A 15,032-nucleotide genomic window follows, 5' to 3' on the forward strand; every position below is an offset into this window, starting at 1 on the left:
ATAGAAATTAAATATCGAAAAAAATGTAAGTTTTGACTATTAACGATAGAGCGTAAAATGACCAACCCAACGTTGATTTCTTTTATCATTCGCATTCACTACATACCAATAATCGCCGGTAGGTAGTTCTGCTCCTTCGTATCTGCCATCCCAACCTTCAACATCTTTTAAGTTGGCTACCACTCTCCCATAGCGGTCGTAGATTTTCACTTCTATATTTGGGAAGAACTGACTGTTTTCTACTCGCCATTCTTCGTTCATTACATCACCATCTGGGGTAAAGAAATCAGGCAGCTGTGGCATTTCGTTAAACTCGTAGGGTATCATAAGGTTAACGACACATCCAAGCCTATCATGTACTTCAACTTGAATGGTCTGGCTCTCCAATGGAATATAGACATTATCATTCCCGTATGATTCACCGTTAAAGAAATACTCGTAATCACCAAATCCACCAAAGGCAATTACACTTATCTCATTCGGGCTCACTTGTCCAAAATCAGCCGTTAAGGGTAGGTACTCCTTAATCTCAAATTCAGTGAAGGTGACACATCCATTTTTATGATAAACATAAACGATATGCTCGCCTGCTGGTAAATCTCCCCAGACCGATTGCTCGGTAGCCAGGGATATGTCATCAACATCTAAAGAAAATAAAACTTCACCTCTTAAGGCATCATTCGTTAACTCAATAGCCGTTGTATTATTGGGAAATATTCCCTCACAACCGTACTGTACAATTGATTCTGCTATTAAGTCAACTCCTATACCAATCTCAACGGCCACATTGGTTTCACAACCTGCTGCATCCCTGATAAAAATCACTAATGTTTCACCACCAGGTAGCCCTTCAAAGAACATGGAATCATTGCGTTCGAAATTAGCTGGGTCATTGGTGTTGATGCTGGTGAAATAGGGTGCTGTACCTCCCGTAATATTTAAGGTTACCGTTCCATCGGCATCACCTAAACAAGTTTCTGGCGTTGAGCTTGCCATACTGGCAACCAGTTCCTCAGGCGCGGTTATCGTAATAGTCCTTGTAATGGTGCAACCCAACTCATCTTGAATGATTATATCGTATTGTCTTGGTGCGAGGTCTTCAAAAATTCTTCGGTTTGGATTAGTTGGGTCATTGCCCTCGAAAAACTCACTGAGGTTGTCAGAAATGGAATAGCGTATTCTACCGGTACCGCCACTGGCTTCTAAAACGACCTGACCATCGGTTTCGCCAAAACAAGTGGGCGATTGCGTTTCTAAATACTCCAATACCAATGGTGGTCTTGGTTCGATTACAATTGGTGGTGAAATGGCCTCACAACCACCACTACGGGCATAAACAAAATATGTCCCAGCGGCTAAGTTCCTGAATATTCCGGAATCTTGTTCATTTCTTACTGTATTGGTGGTGGTAGGATTCGGGGGTGTATCTGAATTTAGAAGTGTATATCTGTAATTTCCGATTCCACCAAAGGCTTCTGAACGAATGATTCCAGTTGATTCGCCGGCACAGTTGATCGTGGCGTTTGTCAAATCCAAGTCAATTACCAATGGTGCAGCGGCATCCAATGAAATTTGATTGGAACGTTCGAAAGGACATCCATTTGAGTTTTGCACGTCATATTGAAATGGTCCTGGGTCAATATTCACATCAGCAGTAATTTCAACACTAACAAGACCTGCACCGAATGGTTGGAATGCATCCGTGGTACCTGAACGTCGGTAGAAATAATCAACTCCAAGCTCTGGATTGGTTACCGTCAATTCCATTCTACCCAAATCTCCACAGCCTGGCGGTTGTAACTCGACCAACTCGGCTTCTACAATTTCTGGATCCTGTACGGTAATTGGTACCGTGATATAACTACAGTTCCAACCATCAAAAACAGTAATCGTGTAATCACCAGCAGAAAGATTATTAAATGTTGGTGTAGTTTGTAGTCCACTATCAGAACCATCTGTCAATCTATTTAATTGAAATAAGTAATTACCTACCCCCTGACCTCCAGAAATATTGAATGCTTCTATACTTCCATTATTATCATTATTACATAGCAATGGATTGACAACTTGAATATCTGCATAAATAGGTGTCGGAAAGCTTAATGTAATCGTTTCTGAAACCTCACACCCATTAATATCCCTCGTGTTTACTGTGTAACTTCCATCATTTAGATTTGAAAAAATGGCATCAGTATTCGGATAATCAACCAAAATCGTAACCCCATCGGGTGCAACTAATTGATACTCGTAAGAACCCCATCCGCCGTCACCGGCCACAGTAATCTCTCCCAAACCTGGGGTAGCACAAGTCACCTCAGCTGTCTGGGTAACCGTTACTGTCAATGCTCTATCTGGAGAACGAATAGTTGCAACATTACTTGTAACATCACAAAAGGGAGCATCCATAGCTTCGATATAAACAATCATGTTACCAGCAGGAAGTCCTCCAATGATTTCTGGGCTGTTAATCGGAGCATTTGTATCAAAGCTTCCCGTTACGCCAGTAGATGTCTCAACTCCTGTATTATCCCTAGAAAACACCTCGTAATTGTAAAGTCCACTATAATTTGAAATATCAAGACTTATTTCCCCATCATTACCTCCAAAACATGAAACTGGTCTTACCTCGGCAATGGTAGCATCGATAGTATTGAATTCAGGAACATTAACTATTGAAGTAAGGTAAATACAACTACCAGAAGTCAAATCAGTAACGGCAAAAATGTAATCACCCGGGACACTAATGGGCCAATTAACCCTATCTGTGCCACCTGAATTTCTGGCAGGTTCAGACCCCAATGGTAAAAGTTCCACTTCGTAATTACCTGATCCTTGGTCAACAATGATATCAATAGAACCTGGGTCAACCCCTGCGCCCGTAGCATCACAACTAATAGGGCTAACATTAAAACTAAAGGTTAAATCGGAAGGTGCATTTATTGTTATGGCAGATGAAAATTCGCAGCCATTCTGATCTCTGGCCGTAATAGTTATGTTTTGATTGGTACCATTGTCAATTATCGTAAAAGTGTTGTTCGTTTGAAAATTAGTGCCATCAAAGGCAGGAGTACCATCATTAATACTGTAAGTATATGGCCCTGTTCCAGTGGCAATACCTGAGCCATCGCCATTGGTATCAATAAAAGCTGTTATCGTTGCAGTGCTGAACTGATTGTTTGATGGATTACAAACAAAATCACTATTTGCAATATTCAATTGCAGTGCCGACGGTTCTGTAATTATAATATCAGTAGAACGGTCTGTGCAGCCCCTAAAAGTTACTGCTTCGACTTGATAGGTTCCTGGTCCTAAATTATCAAATAATGAGGTTGATTGCGGCCCAGCTAAAATTGTTGCTGTAGCCCCATCGTATAAGTTATATTCAATTGGGGTATCGGTATCCGTACCTGGTTGTAATTCTACGGAAATTGTACCGTCATTGGCTCCATTACAACTAATTGCGGTAGATGGGGTAGCTGAAATAATAGGGTTTGCCACGGTGGTCACACTTACTACTGCTACGTCCGAACATAAAGGAACGGTATTCGATGCCAAATCGGTTACAAGTATGCTGTAATCACCAGGCGCTATTCCTGTAAAGATGTTGGTATTTTGTGTGGTACCTATGGGCAATAATGTTACAGCATCCCGTAATTGAAATTCGAAATTGCCACTACCACCAGTTGTATTTACAGTAATTTCTCCATCCGTACCGTTGCAGGTGGGCTCAGTACTTGCACGTGCAGTAATTGCGAAAAAGTCAAAAACATCAGCGTTTACCGTATTGATACATCCGTTGCCATCCCTTACAGTTATTGAATAGGTTCCGGCATTGGGTGCAGTAAAGTTCGGACTGTTCTGATAACCTCCACCAAAATCATATTGAAATGTTTCCTCTGGTAAACCTGACCCCGTATTTAAAGGAGCGGTTATTGTAATTTGAAAACCGCTCGTTGCGGTACACTGGTTTACAACATTGATTGTAGGATTTGGCACTCCCGTACTTTCGGTAACAGTTACGGTTGTTATGCTCTGACACCCGTTTGCGTCCTGAACAAAAAAGTCATAATCCGCAGGATAAGGACCTGGAATATCAAAAGTCCCATTTGAAGCGAAGCTTGTTGGTGCGCCCGTTCCGGTGGGTACGTAGGCATATCCATAACTAGGTGTACCTCCACTGCCCCTTACCGTGACCAAAGCCCCAGAGTTACAGGTGGCTGGTATATTGCCTTCTACAAGTATTGTTGGATTCTCTTCGGTAATAAGTGCAATGGCACTTGCATTACAAGCTGTATTTAAGTCATTTACAATGACCTGATAATTTCCTGGAGGTAATCCAGAGATTGTTCCATTATAAGGAATCGGCTCATTATTGAAGGTTGTTGGACCTGAAATTATGGTTCCGGAATCAACATCTTCCACTGTTACCGTGAAGTCAGCTGGGCTTGCAATTCCTGTAATTTCGTAAAACACTTCTCCCGTTGCCGCTGTACCGCAAGAAGTAGTTGTGCCAGTTGCCGCTACTGCAATAGGACTTGGGGGAGTAATCGGTGGAATTTCCTCTTCATAGATACAGCCCAAGGCATCTCTGACCTCAACAAAGTAGGTAACCCCAAAGGTGACCACTGCAGAAAAATCATGGATATCAATGCCATTGACATTCGCCAATACAAAAGTAGGGTCACCGACCAATCGGAATTCGTATGGTGCAGTACCACCTGATGCTTGAACACGATAAGACAAAAATGGGTCCGAGCAGTTGGCCGGAGGTGTGTCTAAGGGCGTAAGGTTTAATTGGTTCTGGTCGACTTCTGTCGCATCCCTGTCTTCACAACCGTTTGCATCGGTGGTGACCACGGTATAATCCCCTTGGGGCAAATTTGGGAAATTAACCGTGGTACTGGTCGTGGGCCCAATGCTGGCAACCACGTTTCCACCGACATCCAACAAAGTAAAATTGTAGGGAGCCGTTGCATCTGTAACATCCACTGTAATTGACCCTTCAACAACTGAAGCCGCACATATGGCAGGCGTTGGAGTCAAGGTGGCGTTTACAGGTAAACTTGTTCCGATAGTTGCTGAAATCAAATTACTCAAACAACCACGGCTGTCACGAATTACAAAATCATTATAAGTTCCTGGACCGTAACCCGAAAAAACGTTCTGAGACCCAAAAGTGGTACCGCCATCATTACTAAATTCAAAAGGAGGTATTCCTTGTGCCAAATTAGGTTGTAGGGTAACCGTACCACTTGTGTTATCACCACAAAAAGTGTCCGTAGCAGTCGCTGTTCCCGATATGGTTTGCTGTGGACTTATTAAAACAGTGTTGGTAACATTGGTACAACCCTGACTATCGGTCACTTCAAATCTGAAAGAGGTACGAGCGGTAATAGAACCATCATTGGGAACTGAATAGGTAAATGTATTGCCTACAATAGGGTTATCATCAGTAGTAAAAGGTCCACCATTGATACTTACCTCCCAAGAATCATAACTGCTTCCTGCTGGGTAACCATCGAAAATCACTACTTGAATCTCTCCACTAGGTCCCGAACATTCTAGTTCTTGGGTTATTGAGGCAGAAGCATTGATTTGTGGAGCAATGGTCAGCGTTAGCGTATCTCTACAGTCTTTGGCATCTGCCACTTCTATGTCATAGGTTCCAGGTGTAAGTCCGCCAAAGGAGTTGCTAGCCCCAAAAACACCATTGTTCAATCGATATTGATAGGGTGCCGCTCCCAAGGTTCCATTGACTACTATGGTAGCAGCGTCGAATGCATCGTAACAGAAGTCCGACGCCGCCGTGTCCACAGTCAAAACCGGTGCATCAAGTGCTGTCAACGTAAAAGTATCCGATTGGGTACATCCATTCAAATCAGTAACGTTAACTGTATATGTTCCGCTTTGCGATAAACCTGAAAATACTGGACTATTTTGTGGTCCCCGCGTTGAACCGTCCGGTTGGATGACACTGAATGATTCTCCCCCCCAACCTCCGGAAGTATTCGCCGTTACAGCACCAATATTGCCATTTAAGCAATCCATTGGGTCAACACTAAGGCTATCCAATGAAAATGGAGAGGGAGGCCCCTCTACGGTCAAAGTTATCGAATCAGTACAGCTGGTTTCTTCATCGGTTACGACTATAGTATAGGCCCCAGCCGCCAAACCATTGATGTCAATTGTTGGATTGGTTTGCCCCGTAAAAGTCGTTCCTCCATCAATACTATAACCATAAGTTGTGTTAAAACTATCAACTATAAATCTTCCTTCTCCATCACTATTACCAAAACAACTAACTGGGCTCAACTGTTGGGTCTGTACCCGAATTGAACTAATATCGGTAATCGCATAATTTTCATCATAACTGCAACCAAAAGTATCGGTTACCCGAAATGTATAGGAACCCAAACCGAGACCAGAAAAAGAATTGTTACCCCCATTATTTAGGGCAACGGATGCTGGGGCGATTATTTCATACGTATAAGGACCTGTTCCTCCTGTTTCTGTTAAAGTTACAGTTGCAGTGGTGGCGATACAATCCAAGCTGGATATCGAAAAATCCAAATCGGAAGGTCTGTCCAAAGCTGCAAAGTTTATGGTAGTTAATGTTTGTACACAACCATTCGCATCCCTTATTTGTGGTGTATAGTTTCCAACACTTAAATTGGAAAATACTGAGGTTGCACTAAAACCAGCTCCAATACTAAATTCATATGGAGCTGTCCCTCCCGAAACACCTGTTATGGAAATTTGCCCTCCATTTTCATTGGAACATGAAGGGTTTGAATCTGCATTTGCGATTGCCGTTATTGTTGTAGGCGTCCCAACTGCTACGGTTTGTGAGGGTGTAGTACAAGTAAATGAATCTTGTGTATAACGTAACATAACGTCATAAGATCCAGGAGCAAGACCTGAAAAGACGTTACTTACCTGATAAGAGATTCCATTATCAATACTGTATTCAATATTATATCCAAAACCATTGGTGAGGTTGACTGTTACTTGCCCATTATTTGCACCACCACAATTGGCATCTTGCGCACTTACATTGAATACGGGTGGCGGTATGTCGACAACATCTACAGAGGCCGAACGTTGGCATCCATTAGCATCTTCAACCAAAATAGCATAAGTGCCGGATGTGGTGACCGAAAAATCCAGGGAGTTGGTATATGTGGAACCTAAAGCACCACCATCTACGCTAAATCGGTAGGGAGCAGTCCCTCCATCCGTTGATACGGTCACATTAACTGAGGTAGCGCCACAGCCAAAACTATCCGATGCTGTTGCGGATACATCCAAAGGAGCAATACCCCCACCAATTGAAATGGGGTCCCCATTAACATCATTGGTCACGGTTATATCGCAATCATTGGTTGATACCCTAACGGAATAATCACCAGAAACCACACTAGGGAAGGTATAATTATCCGAACCGTTGGGACCAAATGTATCTACCGTTACACCATCCTTGATGAGTCTATAAGTATAAAATCCAGGTACGCCATTAACATTGACCGAAACACTACCTTGTTCACCAGCGCATAAAATATCTGTTTTTGTTACTTGCACATCAATGTCCAATTCTTGAATGGCTACTGTTTCTGACGGAAATAAACATGCTGAAGAGGCAACATTTTGCAACCTTACATAGACGGTGTAATCGCCAGCAACATTAATATCAAAAAAAGGATCTGTTTGAAATGGACCTGTAGGACTATTCAAACTGTACTCATAACCATTAGGGACATTCGTGACCTCTACCCTACCAGGGTTTCCACAAATGATATCTTCATAAACCAATTGCGGGTCAAGTGGGTTTTGACTTGCTTTGAAATAGTAAAATTGGCCTCCGCCAATTCGCACTCGATACTCGCCTGGGTCGCTTAGATCATAGGTTGGATCAGTGCCAACCGTATTCCAAGTACAAGAGGTGTTAATTGTCGGACAATCCTCTACCACCGAAGGGGCACAGGTATTCGTATCCAATTGCTGCCATTCATAACTTCCCCCTGAACTATTTAAACTTAGTGTTCTAACATCGCTTGTTCCACAAAGAAAGAATTTTGCAAGTGTAGAGCCATCATTAGGGCAAATGGCCTCCTCATCCGCATTTTGGATGATAGTCGTAAAGAAAAGCCCGCTATTGGCAGCATTCGTAGAATGCTCCAAATCAGTAGTGGTACTCTTAGTTTTTTGGTAATCAGTTTTTCTCGATTCCAATAGTCTTTCTGAATCGATATCAGAAAAATAGTTTAAAATCGATTTACTTGTGACCGCCGAAGAACTAAGTATTGATGCAACCACCAATAGCAGGGCGACGATATAGCGCCCGGTTTTTCGTGAGGACATAGGTTAAGTTCGGTTTTCAAAAGGATATCGGGATTTGGGAGCCAAATATCCTTAAATTGTAATTTTGTTACTTATACTATCTCTTTAAATTAAAACTCTGTTCAACTATAAAAAGTATCATTTCGTCGTTAAAATTATGAAAAACTGTGCGATTACTCTGTATTTTTTCGTTGTACTGCTTCTTCAAGCGTGCGCCCAAACTGTTGACAAAAGCATTAAAACGCCTGTAAAAGACTTATTTTCAGCAGAATTGGTCGTCTCGGGACTACAGAACCCCTGGGGAATGGATTTTTTGCCTGATGGATCAATTTTGGTGACCGAAAAGGCTGGTGAACTGTTTTTATATAAAGATGGAAGCAAAAAAAACATAGCCGGATTACCTGAAATAAAGGTACAGGGACAAGGAGGTCTGATGGATGTGGAGGTACATCCTAACTTCGCTCAAAACAAGTTCATTTATATTTCCTACGCATCTTCTGAAGGAGAAGGGCGAGGAGCCAATACTGCCATTATGAGGGCCAAGCTCCAAGGTAATAAGTTGACAAACCAAAAAGTCTTGTACAAAGCTAGTCCGAATACTGGGCGCGGCCAACACTTTGGCTCCCGTCTGGTTTTTGATGATGCCGGATATCTCTATTTCTCTGTTGGTGATCGCGGAAATAGAGGTGAAAATCCGCAGGATATTACCCGTGATTGTGGCAAGGTATATAGAATTAAAGACGATGGAAGCATTCCTTCAGACAATCCTTTTGTAGGCAAATCAGGAGCTAAAAAAGCAATTTGGAGTTATGGTCATCGGAATCCGCAAGGTTTGGTCAAAAACCCGTTTACTGGAGAAATTTGGGAACATGAGCATGGCCCTAGAGGGGGAGATGAAATCAATATCATTCAAAAAGGGAAAAACTTCGGTTGGCCGGTCATCACTTACGGAATTAATTATAGCGGAACTAAAATAACCGATGAGACTGCCAAGGATGGAATGGAACAACCCATACATTACTGGGTGCCCAGTATTGCTCCTTCAGGAATGGAGTTTGTATCCTCCGAAAAGTATCCGGAATGGAAAGGGAATATTCTAGCGGGTTCCCTTGCATTTCAATATTTGGAGCGATTGGAATTAAAGGACAATAAAGTTGTGTATCGCGAAAAATTAATGGACGGCATGGGCCGTGTACGAAGTGTTAAACAAGCCCCCGATGGTTATATTTATGTAGGTGTCGAAGGCAAAGGCATTTACAAGCTTCTACCCAAATAGTCAATCTATTTAAAGTTGTTCGTTTTTCGACTTTGCAATCAAATTCAGGTACGTTTTCAATTCTTTTTTTGCCATTGGAAATAAAAAGAATAAGCCGATAATATTTGGGAAAACCAAGGCCAATATCATCGCATCAGAGAATTTGATTACCGCATCAAGAGTAATGGCGGCGCCTAAAACCGTAAATACCAAGAATAATATCTTGTAAGTCAAATCTGAAAACTTCGAGCGCCCGAAAAGGTATTTCCATGACTGTAAGCCGTAATATGACCAAGAAATGATTGTGGAAAACGCAAATAACACTACTGCCAGTACCAAAACGTAAGAGGCCCCAGGTATGGAATTTTCAAAAGCCATTGAGGTTAAGTTCACTCCTCCAAGTCGAGTACCATCTGCCATCAATACTTGTTGATTCATAACATTACCATAAACAAAACCGCCGTCAATATTGAAAATGATGATGACCAATGCCGTTATAGTACAGATAACCACAGTGTCAATAAAAGGTTCCAATAAGCCTACCAACCCTTCTGAGGCTGCGTAGTTTGTTTTAACAGCAGAATGGGCAATCGCTGCTGAACCTGCACCTGCCTCATTCGAAAAAGCTGCTCTTCGAAAACCTTGAATCATAACTGCGACAAAGCCTCCAGATATTGTTGCTCGTGGTGTAAAGGCCTCTTCGAATATTAGCTGAACCGCAAGCCCCAATTTATCAAAATTCATAAAAACGATAATCAGGGCAGAAAAAACATATAAGGCTGCCATAAAAGGAACCACCTTTTCGGTGACTTTGGCAATTCGTTTTATTCCACCAATAATTACTAGCCCGACTAGAATCGCAAATAGCACTCCAATTAAGGTGCCTGAACTAGTACTTTCAATATTGAATCTCGAAATTATTTGTGCTGCGGCTTGATTGGTCTGAAAAGCATTACCACCACCCAATGAAGCACCAACACAAAGTATGGCAAAAACCGCACCCAATACTTTACCTACGGTTGCATATCCCATGTTATGCAAACCTCTTGATAAATAGTACATAGGCCCTCCAAAAACATTTCCATTGGTATCGATATCCCTGAATTTCACTCCCAATGTGCACTCAACAAATTTTGTTGACATACCCAATAGACCAGCGATTATCATCCAAAAGGTAGCGCCTGGACCACCAATAGAAATCGCGACTGCAACCATCGCAATATTACCAAGCCCTACTGTACCTGATACAGCGGTGGTCAGGGCTTGAAAATGATTGACCTCGCCTGAATGGGAAGCACTAGGTCCTATTGAGGAGTCTTCCTCTATTTTTTCAATTTCATCGAACCTGCCCCGTACAACATTAATAGCTAAAGGAAAGCGTCTGATATTCACAAACCCAAAATAAATGGTGAAGAACAACGCACCTGAGAGCAATAGAATAAGAACTATTGGGATACCCATCCCCAATATAGAAACCTCAGAAAATATTAAATTCTCCCACCATATGGCAAAAGGCATAAAGGCTTCATTGATTTGTTCATCAAGACCAATCTGTTCATTTTGAACTAAAAAACCTGTCTTTTGAATATTTTGCAGCTGTAGCATTATTCTGGAATTTGAAATCAGCTACAAATTGAAAACTAGGATTAGTAGAGCTACAAATTGTCAGAAAAAATATTGAGTTGTCAGTAGTTTGTATTCCGACAATTGACTTATAAATCGAGTGTTATAGGTTGATGTTATTGGGAGGAATTCGAAGTCTGATCTTACGTTCCCGTTTTTTAGAAAGTTCAAAAAGCGAATCTTTCAAAGGATTTAAGTGCTGCTCTTTAGTCCAATTACCTCGACCAAAAAGTCCATCCAATAGTGAAAACAACAGTCTTTTGATTTCGTTATAGTCGCCGATATCGTAACGTTTATTTTTAGATGGATTGTTCTTAGGTCGAATTTCGAGCCATTCCTCTGGCTCGTTCTTTCGCAATTCGGCAAACTGATTGAACAGTTCAAATTGTGCCCCAGTCAACTGTACCTTTCGGTTGCCCTTTCCACGGAATCCACCAATAGAGACCCAACGTTCTACTTTATCGCTATTTCTAACTACATCAAAAAGAAGGGTTATTTCATTCGCTACTGGAATGGTGTTTTCAGATAATTCCTTGACCCAACTCAAGGCCAAAGCAAAGAAAATCATAATCAAACAAGTTTTGAAAATGGCTGAGAATAAGGTGAGATTAATAGTAGAACCCGTTAACTTATAAATTTGGGCAAGCAGTGTTATACCAATGCACACCAAGGACAAATATGCTAACGAGACCAACCTTCTTTTTGAAAAGGAATGCCATAGTACCAATCCTAAAAAGACAAGGGTAAGAACTGCATAATAAACATCAAGTTCATTGATAATCGCAGCTCGACCCAAAACCATTTTGTTTAAGGTTGGCAATAAGGAGAAAAGAAATGGCAAGCCAACAATCCAATGCCAATAACGTGACTTAATCAATTGCTCCAAAAAACGAGGCAAATACCTGAACCATGGTAAAGCCAATAGAATGAAAAGACTATTGAACAAAGACAATACGCTGCGTAATCCGTCCAAATAGATATTAGAAATGTTGGGGTTATTTGAGAAATATACCTCTACCAATCCTGAAATACTCCAACAAAAGATGGAAAGTGCCAGCCAAACTTGTCCAAAATCCTTTTGTCGTTTACCAATATGCCACCAAATGGATAGAAGGGCCACAAATGCAAAAAGACAGGTAGCAAATTGCCACCATCCATAAAACAAAAAAGTTTCAGTGGTACTTAAAAATTGAATTTTACTGATGAAAAACAAGGCAATTGGCTATTCTCAAAGATAAATATTCTGCTCTTTGCTTTTAAGCTAAATGATTCAAGGTTTTCTGTGCTTTTTTTGATACTGAATTCCTATCATCTTTAGCCAAACGTTTTAAATGAGGCATCAGCCAAGATTTCAAATCATTGTCTTTTTTAGCCCACTTACCCAAAGTTTCGGTGGTTTGACATAGTACAATCCAATCGTTGTGATTAGCAAGGTTACGCTTCATAATGTCCAATGCTTGAACTAATTGGTTTTGGGTCATATCTTTTTCCCATTGTAAAAAAAGCTGAGACAAAGTCCATTGTGTTGAGGCCTGATCAATCTTAGATATTTCGTCTAAAAAACGATTTATATAAGGCAGTACTATAGGTTTATTTGCCTTTGAAATACGCTTCATGGCATTGGAAACCCGTAACCGAACTACTTCATCCTTGGAGAAATAACAGTTGAACAATTCGTCAAATAATAGAGGATTTTCCAAAACCTCCTCTACAATGGCAACGGTATTTCCCAAAGAATTTGGATGACCACCCTTTAAACGTTGCTCAAAATCACCCATTATACTTTATTCATTATTGCCTTGAAGATATCTTAAATTCCATTAATACAAGACCTGCTATGACCATCTGTTCTACAATAAAATAAAATCGCCCTAGAAATGTCAGTTTATGCCAAAAGTGAATCAACACAAAGATGTTCAGCACACAATAGGAGAGATTGCCTATTGCAATTAGCCTTAAAAATTTAACCCAGTTTTGAGACAGATTGATGTAACACCACAAAGAATACAAAAAGAAAATAAAGGCAATTGAAGCCAGTAGCCAAAGAATTGGTTTTGGCAAGCCAAAATAGATTTGAAAATAAGGTAACACAAAACCTAAAAGTAGTGCTGAAACAAAAGCACCTATAGCGTCTATTAAGAAAAGTGTTCGAGGTGAAATACTACACATGTTGCTATTGAAAACTACGATTTCAGTTGCGCTATAGCTTCCCGCACTGACCCATATTTTTTCAACGCCTTTTCAGCCTCGGAATACTCCATATTTAATGCTTCAACCAAATACCGCGTACCTCGGTCGACCAATTTATTGTTGCTCAATTGCATATCGACCATTTTGTTGCCCTTCACCCTTCCAATTTTAATCATCAATGCGGTTGATATCATATTCAAGACCAATTTTTGACTTGTACCACTTTTCATTCGCGTACTCCCAGTAACAAATTCAGGACCCACTTCAATAGCAATTGGAATATCTGCAGTAGTAGCCAAAGGTGAACCTGGATTATTTGTAATCCCTGCCGTTAATAACCCATTCAATTTAGCATCCATTACGCCACCCAAAACATATGGGGTGGTGCCTGAAGCTGCGATACCGACAACCACATCATTCTTATTGATTTTATAAGATTCAAGGTCCTTCCATGCTTGAAAAGTATTGTCTTCAGCAAATTCCACAGCTTTTCTTATCGCCCCGTCGCCACCTGCAATTAACCCAATAACTCGGTCATGTGGCATTCCAAAAGTAGGTGGAATCTCAGAGGCATCAAGTATTCCCAAACGTCCACTGGTACCAGCACCGATATAAAACAACCGTCCACCCTTTTCAAAACGTTCCTCTAATGCATCTACCAGTTTTACAACCTGCGGAATTACTCCTTCAACTGCTTTTGCTATTTTTTGGTCTTCCTGATTAATTCCATTTAAAAGTTCACTAGTGGACTTTAGTTCCAAATCATTATGTAGGCTGGATTGCTCTGTAATTTTTCGAAATTCACTCATCTATAGCAATTGTAAATTTTGTTTTCTAAATGTACTCAAAAGGGCATGTTCGGGAGATAGTTCGGTAACCATGGTGTCCACTTGATTTAGGTTACAGGTTTTGTAACGATGTTTTGAATTCAACTTTTCTGAAATACAAAGAAGAATAGTTTTTTTTGAAGCCGCTATAACAGCTTTTTTTGTTTGAACAATATCCCAATCAAACTCCGTCAATCCATAGATGGAATCTACATAACCCGTACCTATGAAGCCATAATCCACATTGATTTCAGATAAATTATGAACCGTATTAGCCCCATTGGTTATCTGGGCATCTTTGGAAATCCTTCCTCCAATAAAAATAACCTCCACATTTGGCTTGTGTAAAAGCTCCTGTGCTACTGGTAAACTTAGGGTAAAACATGTCAGATTTATTTCAGTTGGCAGTAATCGGGCAAGTTCTAAGCAAGTAGTTCCACCATCAATTAGTATCGCACTACCCTCTTTGACAAGTTTTGCTGCTTTCTCAGCTATTGCCGTTTTTTCTTGCAGCTTGTAAACGTTGTTCCTTGAAGGACTATAACTAGTAAATCCTAAAGAAACCGCTCCACCATGTACCTTTCTTAGTTTATTGTTAGCGTCTAGTTCCTTAACATCCCTGCGCACGGTATCAATAGATACATCAAGCTTTTCCGCTAAATCTGCCAATTGTACCCTATTGTGCAATTCTACCTCGTTCAAGATGGATAATTGGCGTTCTTCTTTAAGCATAATATTGTATTCGCACCAAAGATACATAATTCAATTTATTGCCGTTTGTGGTTGATTAAATGTAAAAT

The 15,032-nt window shown here is 40.8% G+C and carries 7 protein-coding genes; 1 reads left to right on the plus strand and 6 read right to left on the minus strand.

Translation table 11 applies throughout. The annotated features are described in order from the left end of the window. Window positions 1–39: 39 nt before the first annotated feature. A complete protein-coding gene (locus HCU67_RS12635) occupies window positions 40–8,358 on the minus strand; it encodes a T9SS type B sorting domain-containing protein (protein ID WP_168552970.1) in 8,319 nt (2,772 codons plus the stop codon). 136 nt (window positions 8,359–8,494) lie between these two features. Here HCU67_RS12635 and HCU67_RS12640 point away from each other — a divergent pair, with 136 nt between their 5' ends. Beyond that, a complete protein-coding gene (locus HCU67_RS12640; protein ID WP_168552971.1) occupies window positions 8,495–9,613 on the plus strand; it encodes a PQQ-dependent sugar dehydrogenase in 1,119 nt (372 codons plus the stop codon). Between the two features lie 9 nt (window positions 9,614–9,622). Here the strand turns inward: HCU67_RS12640 and HCU67_RS12645 are convergent, their stop codons facing one another. The 5 genes from HCU67_RS12645 to HCU67_RS12665 form a co-directional block, all read right to left on the minus strand. Further along, entirely contained in the window at window positions 9,623–11,197 is a 1,575-nt protein-coding gene (locus tag HCU67_RS12645; RefSeq protein WP_168552972.1) for an alanine/glycine:cation symporter family protein, read from the minus strand. A gap of 121 nt (window positions 11,198–11,318) precedes the next feature. After that, window positions 11,319–12,428: a hypothetical protein gene (locus tag HCU67_RS12650; RefSeq protein WP_210423704.1), complete on the minus strand. Its 1,110-nt coding sequence runs from the start codon at window positions 12,426–12,428 to the stop codon at window positions 11,319–11,321. Window positions 12,429–12,471: 43 nt separating this feature from the next. Continuing rightward, on the minus strand, window positions 12,472–12,993 hold the full coding sequence (locus HCU67_RS12655) for a hypothetical protein (protein ID WP_168552974.1): 522 nt from the start codon (window positions 12,991–12,993) through the stop codon (window positions 12,472–12,474). A gap of 405 nt (window positions 12,994–13,398) precedes the next feature. After that, window positions 13,399–14,214 (minus strand): N-acetylmuramic acid 6-phosphate etherase, encoded by an 816-nt coding sequence (gene murQ, locus HCU67_RS12660; RefSeq protein ID WP_168552975.1) that lies wholly within the window; start codon window positions 14,212–14,214, stop codon window positions 13,399–13,401. Next, window positions 14,215–14,964, minus strand: a complete 750-nt coding sequence (locus HCU67_RS12665; protein WP_168552976.1) for a DeoR/GlpR family DNA-binding transcription regulator — start codon at window positions 14,962–14,964, stop codon at window positions 14,215–14,217. Window positions 14,965–15,032: the final 68 nt, after the last annotated feature.

It is taken from the genome of Croceivirga thetidis, assembly GCF_012272815.1.
Classification (GTDB): Bacteria; Bacteroidota; Bacteroidia; order Flavobacteriales; family Flavobacteriaceae; genus Croceivirga; species Croceivirga thetidis.

Bases quoted from the DNA above. Each gene is read 5' to 3' on its own strand.
- murQ (WP_168552975.1), bottom strand. From the start codon at position 14,214: ATGAGTGAATTTCGAAAAATTACAGAGCAATCCAGCCTACATAATGAT.
- HCU67_RS12645 (WP_168552972.1), bottom strand. From the start codon at position 11,197: ATGCTACAGCTGCAAAATATTCAAAAGACAGGTTTTTTAGTTCAAAAT.
- HCU67_RS12640 (WP_168552971.1), top strand. From the start codon at position 8,495: ATGAAAAACTGTGCGATTACTCTGTATTTTTTCGTTGTACTGCTTCTT.
- HCU67_RS12635 (WP_168552970.1), bottom strand. From the start codon at position 8,358: ATGTCCTCACGAAAAACCGGGCGCTATATCGTCGCCCTGCTATTGGTG.
- HCU67_RS12655 (WP_168552974.1), bottom strand. From the start codon at position 12,993: ATGGGTGATTTTGAGCAACGTTTAAAGGGTGGTCATCCAAATTCTTTG.
- HCU67_RS12665 (WP_168552976.1), bottom strand. From the start codon at position 14,964: ATGCTTAAAGAAGAACGCCAATTATCCATCTTGAACGAGGTAGAATTG.